Origin of the sequence: Achromobacter pulmonis (assembly GCF_021733725.1) — a bacterium.
Classification (GTDB): Bacteria; Pseudomonadota; Gammaproteobacteria; order Burkholderiales; family Burkholderiaceae_B; genus Achromobacter; species Achromobacter pulmonis.
Genome location: NZ_JAIFOT010000001.1, coordinates 1,841,701 through 1,866,747, shown reverse-complemented (window position 1 = coordinate 1,866,747; position 25,047 = coordinate 1,841,701). Strand labels below are relative to the sequence as shown.

The window sequence follows — 25,047 nt, the reverse complement described above, 5'->3', positions numbered from 1 at the left end:
GTTTAGCGTCAATCATGCTCGGTGCGGTGGCCATGGGAACAGCAGGCACCGCCATTGGTTCCCTTGGCCGGGGGAACGGGGTCCCAGCCGCCGGGCGACCAGGGATGGCAACGGCCGATCCGGCGCAGCATCAGCCAGAAGCCGCGCCAGGGGCCGTGGCGATCAATGGCTTCGATCGCGTAAGCCGAGCAGGTCGGGGTGAAGCGGCACTGCCGGCCGATCCAGGGGCTCAGGAAAAACCTGTAGAACCGGATCGGGGCAATGAGGATGGCGGCCCCCACGGAACGCCCGCGTCGCGGGCGGCCTGCCTGCCGGGGGGCGGGCCCATTCATCGCGCTATCCGCTCGAAGTGAGCGTCCGCTTCGGCCCGGGCCGCCTGTTTCAGGGCGGTGAGCGTGGCGGGCGCCACTTTACTGTGCAGCCGCACGACGTAATCTTTTGCCGGCAGCCCCAGCCGCCGTTGGCGGAACGCTTCGCGGATGACCCGCTTGAGGGCGTTGCGCGTGGTGGCGTGGGCGGCAAAGCGCTTGGCGATCACCAGGCCCAGGCGGGCACAGGCGTCCTGGCCGGGGGGCAGATCGTTGGAAGCGGCGCTCACAACGAAAAACGCCCCTCGGGCAAGACGCCGGCCTTTGAGGGCGGCGGCGAACTCGGAGGGGCGATGCAGCCGCGCCTCCGGCGGAAGCGTGGCGCGCGGCATGGACTGCGGGTCAGGCGTGGGTCTGGCGTCTGCGCGAAGGCAAGACTTAGACGGCCAGACGCTTGCGGCCCTTGGCGCGGCGGGCGTTCAGGATGGCGCGGCCAGCGCGGGTCTTCATGCGCACGCGGAAACCATGGGTGCGCTTGCGGCGGGTAACGGAAGGTTGGTAGGTGCGTTTCATGGACGATCCACAAAAAGAACAAAAGTCAGAAGGGACCTGCCCGGAGGGTTCCTGGTCGCAAATCCGGTAGCGGGTATCTAGTAAGCGTTTCGCTGTGAATCGCACGTGACATGCGGATTCACTGGCAAAGACAGGCTTGTAGACGGGGCTCTGGTCCGGGTAATCCCCGGGCGACCTATTCAGCAAGGCACAGTGTCGGGGCGGGGTAAGTGTAACCATTACCCTGTTACCCGTGCGAATCTGGGCCTTCTGCGAAACCTTCTGACAGACAGAATTCGGAAAAGCCCACCATTTCAGCAAGTTTTCCCTGTCTTGTCAAACAGTTAAGCAGCGGCCCTGTGCAGGCTCATGCCCTACCCTGTGGATAACCCGCGCTCAGGCAAGGTAGAATCGAGGTTTGAATAAGAGCGACATGAAAGAATTCTGGCAGACCTGCGTCAGTCGTCTTGAGCAGGAACTCCCCCCCCAACAAATCAGCGCGTGGATACGACCGCTGGTCCCGCTTGCGTATGACGAAACGCAGGCGGTGCTGCGCGTTGCCGCCCCCAACCGGTTCAAGCTGGACTGGGTGCGCAAGAACTTCTCCCACCAGATCGAAGCGTTGGCCGCGGAGTGGTTCGAGCGTCCGGTACAGGTCCTGTTCGAATTGCCCACGCAAGGCGCCACCCCGCGCATGCCGGTGGCGCCGGTGCGCGCGCAGCCGCCCGTGCCGACCGCGCCTTCGGCCGCCGCGCCCCTGGGCGGCGCGCCACCGCCAGGCATGCCGGCGCAGCCCGCCGCGCCCGCCCCCGTCGCGACCACCGCGGCGGCCGCGGCCGTGAACGCGGACGCCGCCAACATCGTGTACGAGCGCTCGCGCCTGAACACCGACCTGACGTTCGAGAACTTCGTGACGGGTAAGGCCAACCAGCTGGCGCGCGCCGCCGCGCTGCAGGTGGCCGAGAACCCGGGCACTTCGTACAACCCGCTGTTCCTGTACGGCGGCGTGGGCCTGGGCAAGACCCACCTGATCCACGCCATCGGCAACGCCATGGTGGCCGCGGGCACCGGGGTGCGCGTGCGCTACGTGCACGCCGACCAGTACGTGTCCGACGTGGTCAAGGCCTACCAGCGCAAGGCGTTCGATGACTTCAAGCGCTACTACCATTCGCTCGACCTGCTGCTGATCGACGATATCCAGTTCTTCTCCGGCAAGAACCGCACGCAGGAAGAATTCTTCTATGCGTTCGAGGCGATGGTGGCGCAGCGCAAGCAGATCATCATCACCAGCGACACCTATCCGAAGGAACTGTCGGGCATCGACAGCCGCCTGATCTCGCGCTTCGATTCCGGCCTGACGGTCGCGATCGAGCCGCCCGAACTCGAGATGCGCGTGGCGATCCTGCTGCGCAAGGCCGAGTCCGAGGGCGTGCCGATGCCCGAGGAAGTGGCGTTCTTCATCGCCAAGCACCTGCGCAGCAACGTGCGTGAACTCGAAGGCGCGTTGCGCAAGGTGCTGGCGTATGCCCGTTTCCACGGCCGCGACGTGCTGACCGTGGACGTCTGCAAGGAAGCCCTGAAGGATCTGCTGTCCGTGTCCAACGGCCAGATCACCGTCGAGAACATCCAGAAGACGGTGGCGGATTTCTACAAGATCAAGGTCGCCGACATGTATTCGAAACGCCGGCCGGCCAATATCGCCTTGCCGCGCCAGGTCGCCATGTACCTGGCCAAGGAGCTGACCCAGAAAAGCCTGCCGGAAATCGGCGATCTGTTCGGTGGCCGTGACCACACCACCGTATTGCATGCCGTACGCAAGATTTCCGACGCCCGCGCCAAGCAAGCGGAGCTCAACCATACCCTGCACGTGTTGGAACAAACTCTAAAAGGATGACCATGCAACTCGTACAAACCACACGCGATGCATTGCTGAAACCGCTGTCGACCGTGGCGGGCATCGTCGAAAGACGCCATACCCTGCCCATCCTGGCGAACATCCTGATGCGCAAGGAAGGCAACAAGGTTGCCTTCATTGCGACCGACCTGGAAGTGCAGATCACTACGCATGCCGACTTTGGCGTGGGTCACGACAACGAGTCCACCACGGTCGCGGCGCGCAAGTTGCTGGACATCCTGAAGGCCCTGCCGGACACCGGCGACGTGCGCCTGGCGCTGGCCAGCAACAAGCTGTCGGTGCAGTCGGCCAAGAGCCGCTTCGCGTTGCAGACGCTGGCCGCCAGCGAATTCCCCACCGTGGCCCAGCCCGAGCAGTGGGATGTGTCGCTGACCATGCCGCAACGCACGCTGCGCCACCTGTTCAACATGGTGCACTTCGCCATGGCGCAGCAGGACATCCGCTACTACCTGAACGGCATGCTGCTGGTGTTCGAACCGGGCCGCGTGCGCGCGGTCGCCACCGACGGCCACCGCCTGGCGCATTGCTCCACCGAAGCCGACGGCATCAGCGAACGCCACGAAGTCATCGTGCCGCGCAAGACCGTGCTGGAAATGCAGCGCCTGCTGGAAGACTCCGATGAGCCCGTCTCGATCGACGTGGCGCCGGGCCAGATCCGTTTCCGCTTCGGCGATGTCGAGCTGGTGTCCAAGCTGGTCGAAGGCAAGTTCCCCGACTTCACCCGCGTCATCCCGACCAACTACACGCGCCACTTCCTGGTGGGCCGCGAGGCCCTGCAGGGCAGCCTGCAGCGCGCCGCCATTCTGACCACCGACAAGTTCAAGGGCGTGCGTCTGCAACTGGCGCAGAACCAGATGAAGATCTCGTCCTCCAACGCCGAGCAGGAAGAGGCGCAGGAAGAAATCGACATCGATTACGGCCACGAACCGCTGGACGTGGGCTTCAACGTCGGCTACCTGCTCGACGTGCTGGCCAACGTCAAGGTGGACAACATCCAGTGGTCGGTCATGCCCGATGCCAATGCGTCGGCGCTCATCACCCTGCCCGAAGACGACCAGTTCAAGTACGTCGTCATGCCCATGCGGATCTGAGTCCGCGTCAATGTGGGTTTGTGCCGCCCGCGGGCCCGATGGCCCGCCGGCGGTCCGGCCGCCAGGCCGTTCTTTAAAGCGTTATCGATACAGACATGTCAGATCAGCAGAACACCACTCCCGAGAACAGCGGCTACGGCGCGGACTCGATCAAGATGCTCAAGGGGCTGGAGGCCGTGCGCAAGCGCCCCGGCATGTACATCGGCGACACGTCCGACGGTACCGGCTTGCACCACATGGTGTTCGAAGTCGTCGACAACGCCATTGACGAAGCGCTGGCCGGTTATTGCGACGACATCGTCGTCACGATCCACACCGACAACTCGATCTCGGTGACCGACAACGGCCGCGGCATTCCCACGGATATCCACAAGGACGATGAATTCCACCGCAGCGCGGCGGAAATCGTCATGACCGAACTGCACGCCGGCGGCAAGTTCGACCAGAACTCGTACAAGGTGTCCGGCGGCCTGCACGGCGTGGGCGTGTCGTGCGTGAACGCGCTGTCCGAGTGGCTGCGTCTGACCATCCGCCGCAACGGCGAAGTGCACCAGATGGAATTCCGCCAGGGCGAGCGCGTCGCGCCCCTGGCCGTGACCGGCACGACCGACAAGCGCGGCACCGAAGTGCGCTTCCTGGCCGACCCGATCATCTTCAACAACATTGAGTACCACTACGAGATCCTCTCCAAGCGCCTGCGCGAGCTCTCGTTCCTGAACAACGGCGTCAAGATCCGTCTGATCGACCAGCGCCAGGGCAAGGAAGAGAACTTCGCCTTCTCCGGCGGCGTGAAGGGGTTCGTCGAATACATCAATCGCGCCAAGACGGTGCTGCATCCGAACGTGTTCTCGGTCAGCACCGAATCGTCGGCGGGCGGCGTGCCGGTGGGCGTGGAAGTGGCGATGCAGTGGAACGACAGCTACAGCGAAAGCGTGCTGTGCTTCACCAACAACATCCCGCAGCGCGACGGCGGCTCGCACCTGACCGGCCTGCGCGCGGCGATGACCCGCATCATCAACAAATACATCACTGACAATGAACTGGCCAAGAAGGCCAAGGTCGAGACCTCGGGCGACGACATGCGCGAAGGCCTGGCCTGCGTGTTGTCCGTGAAGGTGCCCGAGCCCAAGTTCAGCAGCCAGACCAAGGACAAGCTGGTGTCCAGCGAAGTGCGTCCGGCGGTCGAGGAAGCGGTGGCCCGTACGCTGGAGACCTGGCTGCTGGAGCACCCGAACGACGCCAAGGCCTTGTGCAACAAGATCGTCGAGGCCGCCCGCGCGCGCGAAGCCGCTCGCAAGGCGCGCGAAATGACGCGCCGCAAGAGCGTGCTGGAAGGCGCCGGCCTGCCCGGCAAGCTGGCCGACTGCCAGGAAAAAGACCCGGCGCTGTGCGAGCTGTACATCGTCGAGGGTGACTCCGCGGGCGGCTCGGCCAAGCAAGGCCGCGACCGCAAGTTCCAGGCCATCCTGCCGCTGCGCGGCAAGGTGCTGAACGTCGAGAAGGCACGCTTTGACCGCCTGATCGCCAGCGAACAGATCGCCACGCTGATCACCGCGCTGGGCACCAGCATCGGCCCCGACTTCAACGTCGACAAGCTGCGCTACCACCGCCTGATCATCATGACCGACGCGGACGTGGACGGCGCGCACATCCGCACGCTGCTGCTGACGCTGCTGTACCGCCAGATGCCCGAACTGGTGCAGCGCGGCTATGTCTACATCGCGCAGCCGCCGCTGTACAAGGTCAAGGTCGGCCGCGAAGAGCGCTACCTGAAGGATGACCAGGAAGAAGCGCAGTTCATGCTGCAGCAGGCCCTGAAAGACGCCGAGATCATTGCCGGCGGCAAGATCATCCGCGGTGATGAGCTGGGCGAGCTGGCGCACCAATACGTGGCTGCCGACGGCGTCATTGCGCGCCTGTCGCGCGTGTTCGACGTGGCCGCGCTGTCGGCCATGGCCGAGGGCGTGGAGATCAACCTGGAGACGGCCGAGGCCGCCGCCGATTCGGCCAAGCGCCTGGCCGACGCCATGCGCGACCCGGTCAGTGGCAATGGCGTGGAGGTCGTACCCGAGTTCGACGCCGCCACCGAGCGCCACCGCCTGTCGATCCAACGCATGCACCATGGCAATGTGCGCGTCAGCATCATCGACGCCGATTTCGTCGGTGGTTCGGACTACGCCATCCTGTCCAAGGCGGCCAAGAGCTTCTCCGGCAAGGTCGGCCCGCAGTCGCTGGTGGCCCGCGGCGAAGGCGACAAGCGCAAGGAACAGCCCGTGTCCGACTTCCGCGAAGCCATGCAGTGGCTGCGCAGCGAAGCCGAGCGCGGCATCTCCAAGCAGCGCTACAAGGGCCTGGGCGAAATGAACCCGGACCAGCTGTGGGAAACCACCATGGACCCGAAGGTGCGCCGCCTGCTGCGCGTGCAGATCGAGGACGCCATCGCGGCCGACGAGGTCTTCACCACGCTGATGGGCGACGATGTCGAACCGCGCCGCAACTTCATCGAGACGCATGCGCTGTCGGCGGGGAACATCGACGTCTGATCGTATCGCCGGCGCGTCTTGCGCGATCCGGAATACATGAAAAAGGGGCTGCCTGTGTGCAGCCCCTTTTTAATTTCCTGTGCGATCGGCCCGTGAGCCGCCGCGCGTGGCCTACCCCTGCACGTCGCTGGCCCACGGCTCCGCCGTCAACCGTTGTGCCAGATATTCGATCAGCGCCTGCACCCGCGCTGGCCGCCGGCGTCCCGGCGGCGTGACGATGTGCAGCGCGATCGGGTCGACCTGCCAATCGTCCATGGCGGTTTCCAGCGCGCCCGATTGCAGGTCTTCCCAGGCCAGGAACTCCGGCTGCAGCGCCAGGCCCAGGCCGGCTTGCAACGCCGGTGACAAGGCCTCGGCATTGTTGACGTTCAACTGCACCGGCAGCGATTGCGAGAACTCGCCGTGCTTGTCGTGGCGAAAGCGCCAGCTCGACCCGTTGCGCGCATACATGTATTGCAGCGCGGTGTGCTGCGCCAGGTCGCGCGGGTGCCTGGGCCGGCCGGCGCGCTTGAAGTAGCTGGGCGCGCCCACCAGCAGGATGCGCACCGAGCACAGGCGCCGCGCCAACAGGGTCGAGTCCACCAGGTTGGAGATGCGCAGGGCCAGGTCGAAGCGTTCGGACACCAGGTCGGATTGCTTGTCGTTGAACTCGACTTCCAGGTCGACCTCGGGATGGGCCTGCATGAAGGGCGGCAGCATCGGCGCCAGGTGGGTGACGCCGAACGACATGGGCGCGGCCAGGCGGATCTTGCCGCGCAGGCTGGTGGATTTTTCCGTGACCTCGGCCTCGACCGCCTCGCCTTCTTCGAGGATGCGGGCGGCGCGTTCCAGCGCCGCGTAGCCGGATTCGGTCAAGGACATGCTGCGCGAGGTGCGGTGGAACAGCATGGTCTTCATCTTGGTTTCCAGCCGCGTGATGGTCTTGGAGACCGTGGCCTGGGACAGGGACAGTTCGGCCGCCGCCTTGGCGAAGGAGCCCGTGTCGGCGACCTTGGCGAAGATCGCCCAGCCCTCCAGATCCGGCAGTTTGTTCATGGTGGTTCTCGCGAAGAAAGTCGCGTCGATGATAGCGGCTGACTATGTGGCGAACAAGAATGCCCCGACGGCGTGGGCCGGTAACGGCCATGTCACGGGGATCATGCAAAAAATGGAAAGGATGGAATTCCCGGTTGCGGATTCTCAGGCGGCGGGTGCTTCCCTAATATGCCCCTACCGACACACGACGTGAACGAAACCCTGCAAGCGGCAGTTCGGACACGACGGCAACGGAGCAGGCCGCAGCGGCTTGCGCAGGACCCCGAATTCACTTTGCCGCATTTTCCTGAACGATTCCTTGAGAGAGAGAGCCATCATGTCCGCCAACAAATACCTCGAAGTCCTGACCCCGCAAAACAGCCAGATCATCTTCATCGACCAGCAGCCGCAGATGGCGTTCGGCGTGCAGTCGATCGACCGCCAGACGCTCAAGAACAATGTGGTGGGCCTGGCCAAGGCCGCGCGCGCCTTCAACATCCCGACCACCATCACCACCGTGGAAACCGATGGGTTTTCAGGCAACACCTTCCCCGAGTTGCTGGCCGTGTTCCCCGAGAACAAGATCCTGGAACGCACCTCGATGAACTCGTGGGACGACCAGAATGTGCGCGATGCGCTGGCCGCCAACGGCCGCAAGAAGATCGTGGTGGCGGGCCTGTGGACTGAAGTGTGCAACACCACGTTCGCACTGTGCGCCATGCTGGAAGGCGACTACGAAATCTACATGGTGGCCGACGCCTCGGGTGGCACGACGGCCGACGCGCACAAGTACGCCATGGACCGCATGGTGCAGGCCGGCGTGGTGCCGGTGACCTGGCAGCAAGTCATGCTGGAATGGCAGCGCGACTGGGCCCGCAAGGAAACCTATGACGCCGTGACCGGCATCGCCAAGGAACACTCGGGCGCCTATGGCATGGGTATCGATTACGCCGTGACCCACGTCCACAAACTGGCCGAGCGCGTGCAGCATGGCGAACGCATCGGCCCCAATCCGGCCAAGTAAGCCGCAAGCCGCGGGTGACCGGCGATCCGGCGCCCGCGGCGATTCTCCTCGTTATCCACGGCGGGGGCGCGCGACGAGCCGCCCTGGCGATCCCGGAGCGCTTCCATGCCAGTCAATTCCACGCCCTCGCGGGGCGGTTTCGCCCCCCTGCGCCAATCCGTCTTTGCCGTGCTGTGGGCGGCCGCGGTGCTGGGCAACGTCGGCAGCTTCATGCGCGACGTCGCCAGTTCCTGGCTGGTGACCGACCTGTCGGCCAGTCCGGCGGCGGTGGCGTTGATCCAGACGGCGGCCACGCTGCCCGTCTTCCTGCTGGCGATTCCCGCCGGCGTGCTGTCGGACATTCTCGACCGCCGGCGCTTCCTGATCTTCGTGCAGGTGTTGCTGGCCTCGGTCAGCGGCACGCTGTTGCTGCTATCGCATTTCGGCGCGCTGACGGTCGATTACCTGATCGCGCTGACCTTTGTCGGCGGCATTGGCGCGGCGCTGATGGGGCCGACCTGGCAGTCGATCGTGCCGGAGCTGGTGCCGCGCGAGGACCTCAAGGGCGCGGTCGCGCTCAATTCCCTGGGCATCAATATCGCGCGCGCCATCGGCCCGGCGGCCGGCGGCCTGATCCTGGCCAGCTTCGGCGCGGCGGTGACCTACGGCATGGACGTATTGAGCTATGTGTTCGTGATTGGAGCGCTGCTGTGGTGGAAGCGCCCGGCCAAGACCGACAGCGCCCTGTCCGAGAACTTCTTCGGCGCGTTCCGGGCCGGCCTGCGCTATACCCGGGCCAGCAAGGAGCTGCATCGCGTGCTGTTGCGCGCCGCCGTGTTCTTCCTGTTCGCCAGCGCGCTCTGGGCTTTGCTGCCGCTGGTGGCGCGGCAGATGCTGGGAGGGTCTTCGGGCTTCTACGGCGTGCTGCTCGGCGCCGTGGGGGCGGGGGCCATCATCGGCGCCCTGGTCATGCCGAAGCTGGGCGCCAAGCTCGATGCCGATGGCCTGGTGCTGCTGGCCTCGGTGGTCAGCGCGGGGGTGATGGGCGTGCTGGTGTTCGCGCCGCCCCAGTGGCTGGCGGTACTGATGCTGGTGCTGCTGGGCATGGGCTGGATCACCGCGCTGACGACGTTCAACGGCGTGGCCCAGGCGATCCTGCCGAACTGGGTGCGCGGCCGCGGCCTGGCGGTGTACCTGATGGTGTTCAACGGCGCGATGGCGGCCGGCAGCCTGGGCTGGGGCCTGGTGGCGCGAGAAATCGGCGTGCCGTATGCGCTGGTGGCCAGCGCCACCGGCCTGGTGATCGTGGCGTTGCTGTTTCACCGGGCGCGGCTGCCGGTGGGCGAGGCCGACCTGCAGGCGTCGAACCACTGGCCGGAGCCGCTGGTGTCCGCACCGGTGGCGAACGATCGCGGGCCGGTGCTGATCCAGGTCGAGTACCGCATTCGCCAGGAAGACCGTCCCGCGTTCCTGGACGCGATGCGGCGCCTGTCGCAGGAGCGTCTGCGTGACGGCGCCTATGCCTGGGGCGTGGTCGAGCACACCGGCGATCCGGAGCGCGTGGTGGAGTGGTTCTTCGTGGAGTCGTGGGCCGAACACCTGCGCCAGCATCACCGCGTCTCGCATGCCGACGCGGATCTGCAGGCCGAGGCGCTGCGTTTCCATACCGGCGCGGACAAACCCGAAGTGCATCACTTCCTGGCATTGAAGCCTTGATGGCATCGCCATCGCATTCGAGTCCCCGTCCTGGAGCCGCATCATGATCGAGCGCCGTCCCCTCACCACCCTGGGCCACGCCCGCCGCGGCTGGCTCGATGTGAAGCATCATTTCTCGTTCGCCCATTACCAGGATCCCCGGCGCATGCGCTGGGGCGCGCTGCGGGCCTGGAACGACGAGACCATCGCGCCGGGCGCGGGCTTCCCGCCGCTGCTGCACATGGATATGGAGATCATCACCTGCGTGCGCGAAGGCGCCCTTACGCATGAGGATGACCTGGGCAACCGCGGCCGCACGCGCGCCGGCGACGTGCAGGTCATGAGTGCGGGCAGCGGCGTGACGCATGCCGAATTCAACATGGAGGGCGGGCCGGCGCGCGTGTTCCAGATCTGGTTCGAGCCGGACCGCCGCGGTATCCCGCCCAGCTGGGGCCGCAAATCGTTTGCGCGGGAAGCCTGCAATGGCCGCTTCGTCACGCTCGCCAGCGGCATCGAAGGCGATGACGATGCCTTGCCGATCTGCTGCGATGCGCGGCTGCTGACCGTGGCGCTCAAGGCGGGCGAAGCCGCCACCTATCAATTCGCGCGCGGCCGCCGCCGAGGCTACCTGGTTTCTTCCAAAGGCCGGCTGACCGTCAACGACGTGGAGATCGGCAGCGGCGACGGCGCCGCGATCCTGGACGAGACCGACGTGCGCATCACCGCGCTGGACGACGCCGAGTTGCTGTTGGCCGATATCCACGCTTGACCCCATCATCCCAGAGAGAATGCCTATGAAGATCTATCTACTTTCCCTTGGCGCCGGCCTGCTGGTCGGCGTGGTGTACAGCCTGCTGCAGGTGCGCTCGCCCGCACCGCCGCTGGTGGCGCTGATTGGTCTGCTCGGCATCCTGGTCGGCGAGCAGATCGTGCCGGTGGGCAAGCAGCTGCTCAACGGCACCGCCTTCGTCGCCGCCTGCGACAAGGAGCGGGCGGTGAGCCACGTGTTCGGGCAATTGCCCGGCCGCCAGGCGCAGGACAAAGATCAAAGCTGATCCAAAGGAGAATCCCCATGCCAAATGCTTCAACCCCCACCCCCGACATCATTTTCCACAACGGCCGCATCACCACCCTGGACCGCGCCAAGCCGCAGGCCAGCGCCGTGGCGATCAAGGACGGCCGCTTCGTCGCCGTCGGCACCGATGCCGAAGTCATGGCGCTGGCCGGCCCGGCCACGCGGCGCGTCGACCTGAAACAACGCGGCGCCCTGCCCGGCCTGTTCGACAACCACACCCACGTGGTGCGCGGCGGCCTGAACTACAACATGGAGCTGCGCTGGGACGGCGTGCGCTCGCTGGCCGACGCCATGGCCATGCTCAAACGCCAGGTGGCCATCACGCCCGCGCCGCAGTGGGTGCGCGTGGTGGGCGGCTTCACCGAGCACCAGTTCGCCGAGAAGCGCCTGCCCACCATCGACGAGATCAACGCCATCGCGCCCGACACGCCGGTGTTCCTGTTGCACCTGTACGACCGTGCCCTGCTCAACGGCGCCGCGCTGCGCGCGGTGGGCTACACCAAGACCACGCCCAACCCGCCGGGCGGCGAAATCATCCGCGATGCGCAGGGCAACCCCACCGGCCTGCTGCTGGCCAAGCCGAACGCGACCATCCTATATGCGACCTTGGCCAAGGGCCCCAAGCTGCCGTTCGACTACCAGGTCAATTCCACGCGCCACTTCATGCGCGAGCTGAACCGCCTGGGCGTGACCGGCGTGATCGACGCGGGCGGCGGTTTCCAGAACTATCCCGATGACTACGCCGTGATCCAGAAGCTGGCCGACGAAGGCCAGATGACGGTGCGGCTGGCCTACAACCTGTTCACGCAGAAGCCCAAGCAGGAAAAGGAAGACTTCCTGAAGTGGACGTCGAGCGTGAAGTACAAGCAGGGCACCGACTACTTCCGCCACAACGGCGCCGGCGAGATGCTGGTGTTCTCGGCCGCCGACTTCGAGGATTTCCGCGTCGAACGACCGGATATGCCGCCGGAGATGGAAGGCGAGCTGGAGGAAGTGGTGCGGGTGCTTGTGCAGAACAAGTGGCCGTGGCGCCTGCATGCCACCTATGACGAGACCATCTCGCGCGCGCTGGATGTGTTCGAGAAGGTCAACCAGGACACGCCGCTGGCCGGCCTGAACTGGTTCTTCGACCACGCCGAGACCATTTCCGACCAGTCGATCGACCGCATCGCCGCGCTGGGCGGCGGCATCGCCGTGCAGCACCGCATGGCTTACCAGGGCGAGTACTTTATCGAGCGCTACGGCGCGGCCGCGGCCGAGGCCACGCCGCCGATCGCCAAGATGCTGGACCGCGGCGTGAAGGTTTCGGCCGGCACCGACGCCACCCGGGTCGCGTCCTACAACCCGTGGGTGTCGCTGTCGTGGATGGTGACGGGCAAGACGGTGGGCGGCACCCGCCTCTATCCGGCGCGCAACTGCCTGGACCGCGAGACCGCGCTGCGCATGTGGACCGAGAACGTGGCCTGGTTCGCCAACGAGGAAGGCAAGCGCGGCCGCATCCAACCGGGCCAACTGGCCGACTTCATCGTGCCGAGCAAGGACTACTTCCGCTGCGCCGAGGAGGAGATCTCGTTTCTGACGTCCGAGCTGACGGTGGTCGGCGGCCGCGTGGTCTATGGCGCGGGCGAATTCGGCCCGCTGGACGACAACGCGCTGCCGCCGGCCATGCCGGACTGGTCGCCCACGCGCCTGTTCGGCGGCTATGCCGCCTGGGGCGACCCCGACGGCGCCGGCCGCAATTCGCTGGGCTACCGCAACATGGCGGCCTGCGGCTGCGCCAGCAGCTGCGGATTGCATGGCCACGATCATGCCAAGGCCTGGACCTCGAACGCGCCCAGCTCAGACCTGCAGGGCTTTTTCGGCGCCCTGGGTTGTTCCTGCTGGGCGGTTTGAGGAGGCCGGCCATGAACGCGACCTTTCAATGGGAGCGGCGGCTGGCCGGCCTGGCCCGGCCGTTGTTCGGTTCCGCCGCCGTGCGGTTCCTGGCCTACCTGGGCCTGTGCGCCGCGTATCTGCAAGGCGGCCTGGTCAAGCTGACCGATTTTCCTGGCGCGTTGGCCGAGATGGCGCATTTCGGGCTGGCGCCCGCGCCGCTGTTCGCGGCGCTGGTGATTGCGCTGGAGCTGTTGGCCTCGGCCATGATCCTGAGCGGCCGGCTGCGCTGGCTGGGGGCGTTGGCGCTGGCGGGCTTCACGTTGGTGGCGACGGCGATCGCGCTGCGCTACTGGGAGATGCCGGCTGGCCAGGAACGCTTCATGGCCGCCAATGCATTCTATGAGCACCTGGGGCTGGCGGGAGGATTGCTGCTGGTGGCGTGGCTGGACCTGCGCGCACCCCGTCCCGGGGCGGCAGCCACGGCCTGAGATGGCCGCGTCCCGAACACAACAAGGCCCCGCTGACGGGGCCCTGTTGTGTTCGCTGGCGGGCGGTCGTTGCGCCTACCGCGCCGGCCGCGCCTTCAGGTCCGCCATTTCCTCCTGCATCAGCTGGTGCGCATAGCGCGAGAACACGCTCACCAGCCGGGTGCGGGTGTGGTACGGCGGGTACAGCAGCGCCACCGTGACCGGCACCGCCGGACTGAAGGGCCGCACTTCGACGCCGTTGGCCTCGTATTCCTCGCGCGCGGCCAGCGGGTTGATCAGCGCCACGCCCAGGCCGGCGCCGACCAGCGCACAGACCGACGAGCCCAGCCCGGCCTCGGCCACGGTCTGGCGTTCGACCTTGGCGGCCTTGAAGACGGCGTCGATCTTTTCCCGCAGCGGGGTGGCGCTGGGGAAGGCAATGAAGGGTTCGCCGGCGAAGTCGGCCGGCTTGAGTTTTTTCAGCTTGGTCAGCCGGTGCCCCTTGGGCAGCACCGCCACGCAGTTCATGGTCAGTACCGGTTCTACCTGGATACCCGGGCTGTCGCCCGACAGCATGGCCAGGCCGGTGTCGCAGAAGCCCGAGCTGATCCAGTTGTGCACGGCGCTGGCGTTGCCGGAATGGATCGAGACCATGACGTCGGGGTATTCGGTCTTGAAGGCGGCCACGATGCGCGCCAGCAGGCCGCCGGCCAGGCGCGGCATGGCCGCCACGCTCAAGCGGCTGGCGCTGAACGAGCGGATGCTGGCGGCCGCGGACTCCAGTCCGGCCAGGCCGATGAAGGTCTTTTCCACCTCCTGGAAGAAGCGGGAACCATCCTGGGTCGGGGTCAGGCGGCTGCCGTTGCGATCGAACAGGGGAAACTGGGTAATGGCTTCCAATTGCGCAATTAAGCGGCTAACGTGCGGCTGCGAGGTATGCACTCTGCGTGCCGCGGCGGTCATGGATCCGGTCATCATGACGGCCCGGAAAGCCTCGATGTGTCGCAAGCCCATTCGTGTAATGGCCATATCAAATCCGTATAGAGGAATACCCGATTGGAACTGGATAAAACCATAACGCTAGTTGATACTTTTTGCCAGCCGCGGGGCTCATCGCGGGACGCGGCGGTACCTATGCAATCCGGCACCGCTGTTCGTGAACATAAACACGCGCCGCTCGACCGGCGCCAAGGGAATACGATGAAAGCATTTGCCGCGATTTCTGTCGCCGCCGCCCTGCTCGGCGGCGCCGCCGCCCACGCCGAAGGCGCCAGCCGCCTGGACAAGATCCGCGAAAGCGGCGTGATTACCATCGGCCACCCCGAGACCTCGGTGCCGTTCGCCTACCTGGACGGCAACCAGAAGCCGATCGGCTACACCGTCGAGATCTGCCAGGAAATCGCCCAGCACATCAAGACCGCCCTCAAGCTGCCCAAGCTGGAAGTGCGCTACAACCCGACCACGTCGGCCACCCGCATTCCGTTGCTTGCCAACGGTACCATCGATCTGGAGTGCGGCAACACCACCAACAACCTGGAACGCCACAAGCTGGTGTCGTTCGCGCCCACGACCTTCGTGGCGCAAGTGGTGCTGGTGGCGCGCAAGGACGGTGGCGTCGACCCCAACAACCTGGCTTCGTTCCGCGGCAAGACCATCGCCGCGCAGGCCGGCGGCCAGACCTTCAAGCTGATTTCGCGCTTGAACGCCGAGGGCAACCTGGGCATCACCATGGCGCCCACCAAGGATACGGCGGAAACGCTGCTGATGGTGGAATCGGGCCGCGCCGCCGGTTCGGCCAATGATGATGGCATCGCCTATGGCGTGGTGGCGTCGTCGAAGAACCCGGATGTGTTCGTGATCGGCACCAAGGGCCTGGAGATCGCCCCGTACGGCATCATGGAACCCAAGGACGACCCGGCCTTCAAGAAGGCCGTCGACGATGCGGTGCTGGACATGATCAAGACCGGCCGCGTCGCGGCGATCTACGACAAGTACTTCAATTCGCCGATCCCGCCCAAGCAGATCAACCTGAAGTACCCGATGAGCGACGCGCTCAAGCGCGCGCTGGCGCATCCCACCGACTCTGGCGACCCCAAGGCCTACGAGTAAGCCGGCACGCCGCGGCGGCCCGCCATGGGCGCCGCGGCGCCGCGCGACCCGGGGCGCCGCCCGCCGGCGCCTTTTTCTTTCGTTGTCCACAGGTCCTGAAGCATGAATTACAACTGGAGCTGGAGTGTCTTCCTGGACATGTCGCCCGATGGCGTGCACACGTTCCTGGAGACCATCCTGATCGGTGTGGGCTGGACCCTGGCGCTGGCCCTGACGGCGTGGGTGTTTTCGCTGTTGTTGGGATCGTGCCTGGGCGTGATGCGCACCGCCTCGTCGCGCCTGGCCAATGCTGCCGGCGCGACCTACGTCGAGATTTTCCGCAACGTGCCGCTGCTGGTGCAGATGTTCCTGTGGTACTTCGTGCTGCCGGAACTGTTGCCGCATGCCTGGGGCCTGGCCATGAAGCAGATGCCGCAACCCTGGGGGCAATTCGTGCCCGCCGTGCTGTGCCTGGGCTTCTATGGTTCGGCGCGCGTGTCAGAGCAACTGCGCGCCGGCATCCAGTCGCTGCCGCGCGGCCAGTTCCAGGCGGGCACTGCGCTTGGCCTGACCGAGACGCAGGTGTACCGCTACATCATCCTGCCCGAGGCCTATCGCATTGTCTTGCCGCCGCTGACTTCGGAATTCATGGGCACCATCAAGTATTCCTCGGTGGCATTGACCATCGGGCTTTTGGAGCTGACCGGCCAGACCCGCTCGATGGCGGAGTTCAGCTTCCATATCTTCGAGGCCTTCACGGCCGCGACCGTGATCTACCTGATCCTGAACGGCATCGTGGTCCTGGGCATGCGCCTGCTTGAACGCCGTGTGGCGGTCCCCGGCCTGATCGGCGCGGCGGCGAAGAACGGACGCTAGGCATCGACATGGGCAAATTCGATTTCGACGTGATCGGCAGCGCGCTGCCGTACCTGTTCAAGACCGGCATGACGTTCACGCTGACCCTGACGCTGCTGGCGGCGGTGATGGGGCTGGCGCTGGGCACGCTGCTGGCCATGATGCGGCTGTCGCGCTTCAGGATCCTGTCGGTGCCGGCCGGCATCTATGTGAACGTGATGCGTTCGGTGCCGCTGCTGCTGGTGATCTTCTGGTTCTATTTCCTGGTGCCGTATATCGCGGCGTGGATCGTGGGCTCGTCCACGCCGCTGCGGGTGGGCGCATTCAACTCGGCGGTGGTCACGTTCACGCTGTTCGAGGCGGCCTACTTCTGCGAAATCATGCGCGCCGGCATCCAGTCGATTTCGCGCGGCCAGGTGTCGGCCAGCATGGCGCTGGGGCTGAACCATTGGCAAGGCATGCGCTACGTGATCCTGCCGCAGGCGATCCGCAACATGGTGCCGGCGCTGCTGACGCGGGTCATCATCCTGTTCCAGGACACCTCGCTGGTGTACGTACTGTCGCTGACCGACTTCCTGGGCGCCGCGTCCAAGATCGGCCAGCGCGACGGCCGGCTGGTGGAACTCTATCTCTTCGTGGCGGTGGTGTATTTCGTGATCTGCTTCACGGCATCCCGTCTGGTCAAACGGCTGGAAAAGCGCGTGCGGGTGCTGCGCTAGGCGCCCAGGTTATCCACAGGTCCAACGATGCAAATCTCTTCGAAACCCCCGATGATCGAGATCAAGCAGGTCAGCAAATGGTATGGCGATTTCCAGGTGCTGGATGACTGCTCCACCACGGTTGGCCGCGGCGAAGTGGTGGTGGTGTGCGGCCCGTCCGGGTCGGGCAAGTCGACCCTGATCAAGACCGTCAACGCGCTCGAACCCTTCCAGAAAGGCGACATCATGGTCAACGGCATCCACGTCGGCGATCCGCGCACCGACCTGCCCAAGCTGCGTTCGGTGGCCGGCATGGTGTTCCAGCACTTCGAGCTGTTCCCGCATCTGTCGGTGACCGAGAACCTGTGCCTGGGCCAGGTCAAGGTACTCAAGCGCGGCAAGGACGAGGCCCGCGCCCGTGCCCTGACGCTGCTGGAGCGGGTTGGCCTGTCGGCGCACAAGGACAAGCACCCCGGCGAGTTGTCCGGCGGCCAGCAGCAGCGCGTGGCCATCGCCCGCGCCCTGTCGATGGATCCGGTGGTGATGCTGTTCGACGAGCCGACCTCGGCGCTGGACCCGGAGATGGTCAACGAGGTGCTGGACGTGATGACCGACCTGGCCGGCGAGGGCATGACGATGATGGTGGTGACCCATGAAATGGGCTTCGCCCGCCGCGTCGCCGACCGCGTCATCTTCATGGACGGCGGCAAGATCGTCGAGGATTGCCCGAAGGCGGCCTTTTTCGATGATGTCCAGGCGCGCGCGCCTCGCACGCGCCAGTTTCTTTCCAAAATTCTGCAGCACTGATAGTCATGACTGAACGGACTCCCGTCGACCCCTCCCGCGCACGCATCGACCTGCGCAGCGATACGGTGACCCACCCCACCGCCGCCATGTACGAGCGCATGCGCGCGGCGCCGATCGGCGATGATGGGCTGGACGGCGACCCCAGCGTGCGCGAGCTGGAAGCGTATGTGGCCACGCGGCTGGGCAAGGAGGCCGGGCTGTTCGTGCCCAGCTGCACCATGGCCAATCTGCTGGCCGTGCTGGCGCAGTCGCAGCGCAATGAGCAGGTGGTGCTGGAGTCCACCGCGCACATGTATACGTCCGAGCGTGGCGCGGCCACGTTTACCGGCCTGTTCTACCAGGGCGTGACCGGCGCCAATGGCGCCATGGACCTGAACCGTCTGGAAGACGCCATGCTGTCGGGCGGCCACAGGCTCAAGACGGCGCTGGTGGCGATGGAGACGTCGCACAACAACGCCGGGGGCGCGGTGCTGCCGCTGGCGCACATGCAGGCGGTGTATGGCATGGCGCAGGCCGCCGGGGTGCCGGTGCACCTGGATGGCGCGCGCCTGTTCAACGCCGCCGTGGCGCTGGGCGTGGCGCCGGCCGAGATCACGCGCCATGCGGATACGGTCTCGCTATGCCTGTCCAAGGGCCTGAGCGCGCCGGTGGGCGCGGTGCTGACCGGCGCGCGGCCGGTGCTGGCGCGGGCCCGCGTGCTGCGTCGCATGCTGGGCGGCACCCAGCGCCAGGCCGGCATCATGGCCGCGGCCGGGTTGGAAGGCGTGCAGGCCATGGGCGATCGGCTGATCGAGGACCACGCCCGCGCCCGCCGCCTGAGCGACGGCCTGAACCGGCTGGCCCCGGCGCTGTCGGCCACGGTGCCGCAGACCAACATCGTGCAGGTCGAAACCGCCGATACCGGCATGACCAATGTGCAATGGGTCACGGCGCTGGAAGACGCGGGCCTGCTGACCCGTCCGTGGGGCCGCACGCGCTTGCGTTGCGTGACCCATCGCCATATCGACGACGCGGCCATCGACCGCGCCATCGAGGCCTTCAAAAAGGTGTTGGCGAGCCGCTGAGTCGGCGTTTTTCGAGGGCGGGCGATGCGATAATACGCGCATGTCCGCCACCCACCTCTCCAAGAAAGATTATCTCTGCGCACTGACGGTAGTGGTGATCTGGGGTCTGAACTTCGTCGTCATGAAGATCGGCCTCAAGGGTCTCTCGCCCATGATGCTTGGGGCCCTGCGATTCGCCCTGGCGGCGTTTCCCCTGGTGTTGTTCGTGCGGCCGCCGCGCCTGCCGTGGCAATGGATCGCGGCCTACGGACTGGTGCAGGGCCTGGGCCAGTTCGGCCTGCTGTTCACGGCGCTCAAGTTCGGCATGCCGGCGGGCATGGCCTCGCTGGTGATCCAGACCCAGGCGTTCTTCACCTTGCTGCTGGCCGCGCCGGCGCTGCGCGAGCGGGCCCGGCCGCATCATTGGGTCGGACTGGGCGTGGCGGCGCTGGGGCTGGCGGTGATTGCCGGCGGCCGTGGCGAAGGGCCGGGGCAGATGACCATGGTGGGCTTCGTGCTGACGCTGGGCGCCGCTGCCATGTGGGCCGTGTCCAACATCATCGTGCGGCTGGCCAGCCGCAAGGCGCCCGGCTACGACCCTTTCGCTTTCATCGCGTGGAGCAGTGCCGCCCCGGTGCTGCCGTTCCTGGCGCTGGCGGCGTGGGCCGATGGCTGGGACGCAGTGGCGGGCATGATCCTGGGCATCGGCTGGGGCGAGGCGCTGTCGGTGCTGTATCTGGCGGTGCTGGCCACGCTGCTGGCCTATACCTTGTGGACCCGGCTGTTGACACGCCACCCGGCCGCGAAGATCGCCCCGTTCTCGCTGCTGGTGCCGGTGGTGGGGCTGTGGGCGGCGTCCGCGGCCTTTGGCGAGCGCCTGCTGCCATTGCAGTGGGTGGGCGCGGGCGGCGTGCTGGCGGGGCTGGTGATCAACCAGGTGGGCGGGCGCTGGCTGCGCCACCGCTGAAGCGTTCCGGCCGCTGTCAGGATGCCGCGGTGCGGTCCTGGCCCCGGGGCCTCATCCGGAACAGGTCATCCTTTACCGGCCGTGTCTCCTCCCTCCTTTGGGATGAGTGGCCCGGTGCCCTACAGCTGTTCGAAGTGCGCGTAGCGCTTGTCGGTGTACTCCCGACGCGTGACCATCTCGGTGACGCTGGCTCCGGGCGGGCCGCGCCGCAGCCATTCCAGCATGTGATCGACCTGGTCGGGCGTGCCCTGCACCAGGGCTTCGACCGTGCCGTCCAGCATGTTCTGCACCCAGCCGCGGGCGCCCAGCAGGTGCGCGCGGCGCACCGTGGCATGCCGATAGCCCACGCCCTGCACGGTGCCGCTGACGGTGACGTGGACGGTTTCTATGGCGGTGTCTTGCATTGGATTTCCTTCGGGTGATGCGCCGCAGCGCGCCAATTATCTAGGCGGTTCCGGCTACAGCGGATGGTCGATAGGCCCCCCGGGCATCGAAGCGATACGTTAGAGCTCATGTCAAAACGTGCCAACGGGATCCCCGCAAGCAAAGCTTGGAGAAGCCATTATGGAAGAGACCAGTCTGTTGTCGGAAGCAGAAACAGCGCGCTACAGGGATCAGGGATACCTGGCCCTGCAGGACATGTGCCCGGCCGATGAGGTGGGTTACATCCGCCGCACGCTGCTGGAATTGTTCGCGAACAAGACCGGCTACAACGAGGGAGCGCAATACGACTTCATCAGCCGCGACGATCCTTCCAAGCCGGCCAAGTTTCCCAGTCTGCATGATCCGCGCCATTATGCCCCGGGCCTGCTGAAAACGACCTATCACGAGCGCACCCTGGAGCTGGCGCGCCAGCTGCTGGGCGAGGATGCCGCGCTGTATGGCGAGCACGCGCTGCTCAAGCCGGCGCTGGTCGGGCCGGAGACGCCATGGCACCAGGACGAGGCGTTCCGCTCGCCGGACTTCGTCTACAACGAGTTGAGCATCTGGCTGGCGCTGCAGCCGGCCACGCTGGAGAACGGCTGCATGCAGTTCATTCCGGGCTCGAACAAGAGCGAGGTGCTGGAGCATCGTTCGCCGGGTGGCGACAAGGCGCTGCATCCGCTCGAATGCTGCGCCGATTTCCCGCGCCATCTGGCGGTGGCCGAACCGCTGCAGCCGGGCGGCTGCACCGTGCACGATGCGCGCACCCTGCATTTCACGGGGGCCAACACCTCGCCGCAGCCGCGGCTGGCGTACATCCTGATCTACAACACGCCGCCGGTCTACAAGCCGGGGCGGCGCGAGTTCCCGTGGCTGGAAGGCCGCTGGACCGATAGCCAGACGCGCAAGAAGGAATGGCACCGGCGCGGTGGCCTGGCGGTGGATGTGATGCGGCGCCTGCCGGCGGCGCGGTTGACCAGTCCGCGCTGGGTGGCGTGGGCCACGATCCGCGCCGTCAGCAAGGTCTGGCCGCGCTAGCGGGGCGCGCGCGACCGTCCGCGAGTCATGCGCCGCGGTCGCCATACAGGGGAAATCGGGGCCGGCAGGGGGACGCTTGCCGGCCCCGGCGCGTATACTGGGCGGCGCTGCGGGGCCGTGCCGCCCGGCGTGGACGGCGCGTGCCCCAAAAGGCGCGGCAGGTTCGCGCGGGACCGGGCGCCGCGGTATCGCGTCCCACTTTCCCCAGAAAAATAACCATGACCGCTGACCTTTCCACGATCACCTGCATCGAAGATCTGCGCGCGATTGCGCGCAAGCGCGTGCCGCGCATGTTCTACGACTACGCCGATTCGGGCGCCTGGACCGAAGGCACCTATCGCGCCAACGAAAGCGATTTCCAGAAGATCAAGCTGCGCCAGCGGGTGGCGGTGAACATGGAGGGCCGTTCGCTGCGCACGACGCTGGTGGGCCACGATGTGGTGATGCCGCTGGCGATTTCGCCGACGGGCCTGACCGGCATGCAGCACGCCGACGGCGAGATCCTCGCGGCCAAGGCGGCGGCGGATTTCGGCGTGCCGTTCACGTTGTCGACCATGAGCATTTGCTCGCTGGAAGACGTGGCGGCGGCGACCGGCAAGCCGTTCTGGTTCCAGCTCTACGTGATGCGCGACCGCGAGTTCGTCGGCGATCTGATCGACCGCGCCAAGGCGGCCGGTTGTTCGGCGCTGGTGCTCACGCTGGACCTGCAGATCCTGGGCCAGCGCCACAAGGACATCAAGAACGGGCTGTCGACGCCGCCCAAGCCGACCCTGCGCAACCTCATCAACCTGGCGACCAAGCCGCGCTGGTGCATGGGCATGCTGGGGACCAAGCGCCGCACCTTCGGCAACATCGTCGGCCATGCGAAGGGCGTGAGCGATCTGTCGTCGCTGTCGGCGTGGACGGCCGAGCAGTTCGATCCTAGGCTGAGCTGGGACGACGTGGAATGGATCAAGCAGCGTTGGGGCGGCAAGCTGATCATCAAGGGCATCCTGGATGTCGAGGATGCGCAGCTGGCGGCCAACAGCGGCGCCGATGCGCTGATCGTCAGCAACCACGGCGGGCGCCAGCTGGACGGGGCGATGTCGTCGATCGCGGCGCTGCCCTCGATTGCGGATGCGGTGGGGTCGAAGATCGAAGTGTGGATGGATGGCGGCGTGCGCTCGGGGCAGGACATCCTCAAGGCGGTGGCGCTGGGCGCGCGGGGCGCGATGATCGGGCGGGCCTTCCTGTACGGGTTGGGTGCTTACGGGCAGGCAGGGGTGACGCGCGTGTTGGAGATCCTTTACAAGGAAATGGATACGACGATGGCGCTTTGCGGACGGCGCAATATCGAGGTTGGGGATCGGAGTATCTTGTTGCCGGGGACTTACCCCGTCTGAGGTTTCTTGATCGGCTTGAAGCCGGTGGGTCGCTGGGTGCGGCTTGCCGGCTTTTTGCTGTCTTGCGTTCTTCGTAGGTTGGCCGGCTGCCTCACTCCCGGTTGCCGGTGCCCAGGAACTGGCTGGGGCGCCTTAGCGCCGGGTCGAACGGGTTGAGCTGGGCGCTGATGCCGGCGGCTTCGCGGCGCAGGATTTCCACGATCAAAGGCAGGCGGTCGTCGCTGATGCGTTCGACGGGGGCGGCGATGCTGAGGGCGGCGACGGTGACGCCGTTGGGGTCGTGGACGGGCACGGCAAGGCCGGCGATGTTGGGGAAGATGCCCTGGCCCTTGCTGCGCGCGTATTGGAGTTCCTGGCATTCCTTGATGCCGGCGCGCATCGAGATTTCGTCGACAAAACCCAGGTGGTGCAGGCGCGGGATGTTGAAGCGCAGGACTTCTTCGCGTTCGGCGTCGGGCAGGTTGGCCAGCAACAGCAGGCCGCCCTGGCCCAGGCCGAGCGGGACGCGGCCGCCGATGTCGCCAGTGTGCGAGCGAACCGGGAAGGCGCCGTCGATGCGGTCCAGGCAGACGGCGTCGAAGCCGCTGCGCACCAACAGGAAGATGGTGTCGTTGAGCATGCCGCTCAGGCGCAGCATGGCGGGGCGGTAGATCGAGCGCAGGGTCGATTGGTGGTTGCCGGCGTTGGCCGCGAGCGAGAAGAAAGCGACGCTGAGCTGGTAGCCCTTGCTTTGCGCGGGTTGCTCCACCATGCCTTCCTGCACCAGGCCTTGCAGCACCCGGTGGACGGTGGCCTGGGCCTGGCCGGTGCGGCTGGCGATGTCGGTCAGGCGCAGTTTTTCGCCCTTGGCGTCGGACAGGACGCGCAGCACGGCGAAGGCGCGTTGCAGCACGCCCTGGGCGCCGGTGTCTTCATTGAGTTCTGATTTCTTCATTATTCAATTCCGATAATCAAAATATACAGACGTATTTTTATCAGAAAATTCAGTTATACGGAATTAACAAGATAAAAATTCGATTATTCGGAAAACCCTAATTGACCGGCCTTTTCGGCGGCTCCTAGACTGCCCTGCATCGATTGCAACGCGGGGCCCGCCTCGCGTACCGCTTCTCACCGGGCACGGGGTTTGGAAAATGACATTTCTGCGGTTGGACAACGTCTCCAAGAATTACGGCGACCTGCGCGTCGTCTCGGATCTGAGCCTGGCGGTCGAGAAAGGGGAATTCGTGTCCTTGCTTGGGCCGTCGGGCTGCGGCAAGACCACCACGCTGCAGATGATCGCGGGCTTTGCCGAGGTGACGCACGGCAGTATCACGCTCGACGGCCGCGATATCACCCATGCCAAACCGAACACGCGCGGGCTGGGCATCGTGTTCCAGAGCTACGCGCTGTTTCCGCACCTGACGGTTGCCGACAACGTCGCGTTCGGGTTGAAGATGCGCAAGGTCGAGCGCGCCGAACGCCAGGCGCGTGTGCGCGAGGCGCTGGCGCTGGTGAAGCTGGACAAGCATGCCGACCGCTTTCCGCGTGAACTGTCGGGCGGGCAGCGCCAGCGGGTGGCGCTGGCGCGGGCGCTGGTGATCCGGCCGCCGGTGCTGCTGCTGGACGAGCCCCTGTCCAACCTTGACGCCAAGCTGCGCGAGGACATGCAATTCGAGTTGCGCGGCATCCAGAAGCAGATCGGCACCACCACCGTGATGGTGACGCACGACCAGGCCGAGGCGCTGTCGATCAGCGATCGCGTGGTGGTGATGCAGGATGGCCGCGCCACGCAGGTGGATGCGCCGTACCGGATGTACGAGCATCCGCAGAGCGAGTTCATCTCGCGTTTCGTCGGCAAGACCAATCTGCTGCCGGGCCGCGTGACCCGCTGCGGCGAGCAGGCGGAAGTGGAAACGGGCGCGCTGCGCGTGCGGGTCGATGGCGCGGGCCTGCGCCATGGCGACAGCGTGCAGTTGTCGTTGCGCCCGGAAAAGCTGGTGCCGGTGCCCGCGGGCCAGGGCAAGCTGGCCTGTGTGGTCAGTACGCGCTACTTCCTGGGCAGCCAGTGGATGTACGGACTGGATTCGCCGCTAGGGGCCTTGACGGTGCTGACCCCCAACGATGGCCGCCGTCCGCACGAGGATGGCGATGCCATCGGCCTGGACTGGGCCGAGGGCGTGCTGCGCGTGCTGCGCGCGCCGGCCGCCGCCGCCAGCGAGGCCTGAC

25 protein-coding genes are annotated in these 25,047 nt (G+C 66.1%); 18 read left to right on the top strand and 7 right to left on the bottom strand.

From position 1 onward, the window contains the following. Positions 1–8: 8 nt before the first annotated feature. From yidD to rpmH, 3 genes are read right to left on the bottom strand one after another with little or no spacing between them, the layout of a single operon-like run. A complete protein-coding gene (yidD, locus tag K2W61_RS08555) occupies positions 9–332 on the bottom strand; it encodes a membrane protein insertion efficiency factor YidD (RefSeq protein ID WP_272909281.1) in 324 nt (107 codons plus the stop codon). Beyond that, a complete protein-coding gene (locus tag K2W61_RS08550) occupies positions 329–700 on the bottom strand; it encodes a ribonuclease P protein component (protein ID WP_175133260.1) in 372 nt (123 codons plus the stop codon). Before K2W61_RS08550 ends, yidD begins: the two co-directional genes overlap by 4 nt. Positions 701–746: 46 nt before the next feature. Continuing rightward, the gene (gene rpmH / locus K2W61_RS08545) at positions 747–881 is read right to left on the bottom strand and encodes a 50S ribosomal protein L34 (protein WP_003816025.1); all 135 of its coding nucleotides are present in this window, start codon (positions 879–881) and stop codon (positions 747–749) included. Positions 882–1,293: 412 nt separating this feature from the next. Between rpmH and dnaA the strand changes: the two genes are divergently transcribed. The 3 genes from dnaA (at position 1,294) to gyrB (ending at position 6,409) form a co-directional block, all read left to right on the top strand. Beyond that, on the top strand, positions 1,294–2,754 hold the full coding sequence (gene dnaA / locus K2W61_RS08540; protein ID WP_236755439.1) for a chromosomal replication initiator protein DnaA: 1,461 nt from the start codon (positions 1,294–1,296) through the stop codon (positions 2,752–2,754). A gap of 2 nt (positions 2,755–2,756) precedes the next feature. Beyond that, a complete protein-coding gene (dnaN, locus tag K2W61_RS08535) occupies positions 2,757–3,866 on the top strand; it encodes a DNA polymerase III subunit beta (RefSeq protein ID WP_175135442.1) in 1,110 nt (369 codons plus the stop codon). Between the two features lie 95 nt (positions 3,867–3,961). After that, a complete protein-coding gene (gene gyrB / locus K2W61_RS08530) occupies positions 3,962–6,409 on the top strand; it encodes a DNA topoisomerase (ATP-hydrolyzing) subunit B (protein ID WP_175135443.1) in 2,448 nt (815 codons plus the stop codon). 111 nt (positions 6,410–6,520) lie between these two features. Here the strand turns inward: gyrB and K2W61_RS08525 are convergent, their stop codons facing one another. Then, positions 6,521–7,444: a LysR family transcriptional regulator gene (locus tag K2W61_RS08525; protein WP_175135444.1), complete on the bottom strand. Its 924-nt coding sequence runs from the start codon at positions 7,442–7,444 to the stop codon at positions 6,521–6,523. A 316-nt stretch (positions 7,445–7,760) separates the two neighbouring features. Between K2W61_RS08525 and K2W61_RS08520 the strand changes: the two genes are divergently transcribed. The 6 genes from K2W61_RS08520 to K2W61_RS08495 all read left to right on the top strand — a co-directional run bounded on the left by K2W61_RS08520 (position 7,761) and on the right by K2W61_RS08495 (position 13,559). After that, positions 7,761–8,447: a hydrolase gene (locus K2W61_RS08520; RefSeq protein ID WP_175135445.1), complete on the top strand. Its 687-nt coding sequence runs from the start codon at positions 7,761–7,763 to the stop codon at positions 8,445–8,447. Positions 8,448–8,552: 105 nt separating this feature from the next. After that, positions 8,553–10,142 (top strand): MFS transporter, encoded by a 1,590-nt coding sequence (locus tag K2W61_RS08515; protein ID WP_175135446.1) that lies wholly within the window; start codon positions 8,553–8,555, stop codon positions 10,140–10,142. A 43-nt stretch (positions 10,143–10,185) separates the two neighbouring features. Beyond that, complete coding sequence (locus tag K2W61_RS08510) at positions 10,186–10,890, top strand: pirin family protein (RefSeq protein ID WP_236755437.1); 705 nt, start codon at positions 10,186–10,188, stop codon at positions 10,888–10,890. Between the two features lie 25 nt (positions 10,891–10,915). Beyond that, the gene (locus K2W61_RS08505; protein WP_175135448.1) at positions 10,916–11,176 is read left to right on the top strand and encodes a XapX domain-containing protein; all 261 of its coding nucleotides are present in this window, start codon (positions 10,916–10,918) and stop codon (positions 11,174–11,176) included. A gap of 17 nt (positions 11,177–11,193) precedes the next feature. Beyond that, on the top strand, positions 11,194–13,089 hold the full coding sequence (locus K2W61_RS08500) for an amidohydrolase (protein WP_236755435.1): 1,896 nt from the start codon (positions 11,194–11,196) through the stop codon (positions 13,087–13,089). Positions 13,090–13,100: 11 nt separating this feature from the next. Then, complete coding sequence (locus tag K2W61_RS08495) at positions 13,101–13,559, top strand: DoxX family protein (RefSeq protein ID WP_175135450.1); 459 nt, start codon at positions 13,101–13,103, stop codon at positions 13,557–13,559. 75 nt (positions 13,560–13,634) lie between these two features. On the opposite strand, the gene K2W61_RS08490 is transcribed toward K2W61_RS08495, so the two are convergent. Further along, the gene (locus tag K2W61_RS08490) at positions 13,635–14,567 is read right to left on the bottom strand and encodes a LysR substrate-binding domain-containing protein (RefSeq protein ID WP_025140419.1); all 933 of its coding nucleotides are present in this window, start codon (positions 14,565–14,567) and stop codon (positions 13,635–13,637) included. A gap of 171 nt (positions 14,568–14,738) precedes the next feature. Here K2W61_RS08490 and K2W61_RS08485 point away from each other — a divergent pair, with 171 nt between their 5' ends. The 6 genes from K2W61_RS08485 (at position 14,739) to K2W61_RS08460 (ending at position 19,996) form a co-directional block, all read left to right on the top strand. Further along, the gene (locus K2W61_RS08485; protein ID WP_175135451.1) at positions 14,739–15,647 is read left to right on the top strand and encodes an amino acid ABC transporter substrate-binding protein; all 909 of its coding nucleotides are present in this window, start codon (positions 14,739–14,741) and stop codon (positions 15,645–15,647) included. 102 nt (positions 15,648–15,749) lie between these two features. Then, on the top strand, positions 15,750–16,502 hold the full coding sequence (locus K2W61_RS08480) for an amino acid ABC transporter permease (RefSeq protein WP_175141070.1): 753 nt from the start codon (positions 15,750–15,752) through the stop codon (positions 16,500–16,502). An 8-nt stretch (positions 16,503–16,510) separates the two neighbouring features. Further along, on the top strand, positions 16,511–17,200 hold the full coding sequence (locus K2W61_RS08475) for an amino acid ABC transporter permease (RefSeq protein ID WP_175135453.1): 690 nt from the start codon (positions 16,511–16,513) through the stop codon (positions 17,198–17,200). A gap of 51 nt (positions 17,201–17,251) precedes the next feature. Next, on the top strand, positions 17,252–17,986 hold the full coding sequence (locus K2W61_RS08470; protein ID WP_175135454.1) for an amino acid ABC transporter ATP-binding protein: 735 nt from the start codon (positions 17,252–17,254) through the stop codon (positions 17,984–17,986). Between the two features lie 5 nt (positions 17,987–17,991). Continuing rightward, positions 17,992–19,050, top strand: a complete 1,059-nt coding sequence (locus K2W61_RS08465; RefSeq protein ID WP_236755433.1) for a threonine aldolase family protein — start codon at positions 17,992–17,994, stop codon at positions 19,048–19,050. Positions 19,051–19,090: 40 nt separating this feature from the next. Next, positions 19,091–19,996, top strand: coding sequence for an EamA family transporter (locus tag K2W61_RS08460; protein ID WP_175135456.1), 906 nt, complete (start codon positions 19,091–19,093; stop codon positions 19,994–19,996). Positions 19,997–20,115: 119 nt separating this feature from the next. Here the strand turns inward: K2W61_RS08460 and K2W61_RS08455 are convergent, their stop codons facing one another. Further along, complete coding sequence (locus K2W61_RS08455) at positions 20,116–20,400, bottom strand: acylphosphatase (protein ID WP_175135457.1); 285 nt, start codon at positions 20,398–20,400, stop codon at positions 20,116–20,118. 160 nt (positions 20,401–20,560) lie between these two features. Between K2W61_RS08455 and K2W61_RS08450 the strand changes: the two genes are divergently transcribed. Both K2W61_RS08450 and K2W61_RS08445 read left to right on the top strand, forming a co-directional pair. Beyond that, positions 20,561–21,457: a phytanoyl-CoA dioxygenase family protein gene (locus tag K2W61_RS08450; RefSeq protein ID WP_175135458.1), complete on the top strand. Its 897-nt coding sequence runs from the start codon at positions 20,561–20,563 to the stop codon at positions 21,455–21,457. 218 nt (positions 21,458–21,675) lie between these two features. Then, complete coding sequence (locus K2W61_RS08445) at positions 21,676–22,839, top strand: alpha-hydroxy acid oxidase (protein ID WP_175135459.1); 1,164 nt, start codon at positions 21,676–21,678, stop codon at positions 22,837–22,839. Positions 22,840–22,930: 91 nt separating this feature from the next. Here the strand turns inward: K2W61_RS08445 and K2W61_RS08440 are convergent, their stop codons facing one another. Further along, positions 22,931–23,773, bottom strand: a complete 843-nt coding sequence (locus tag K2W61_RS08440) for an IclR family transcriptional regulator (RefSeq protein ID WP_175135460.1) — start codon at positions 23,771–23,773, stop codon at positions 22,931–22,933. A gap of 199 nt (positions 23,774–23,972) precedes the next feature. Between K2W61_RS08440 and K2W61_RS08435 the strand changes: the two genes are divergently transcribed. Continuing rightward, complete coding sequence (locus K2W61_RS08435; RefSeq protein ID WP_236755432.1) at positions 23,973–25,046, top strand: ABC transporter ATP-binding protein; 1,074 nt, start codon at positions 23,973–23,975, stop codon at positions 25,044–25,046. Position 25,047 lies beyond the last annotated feature (1 nt).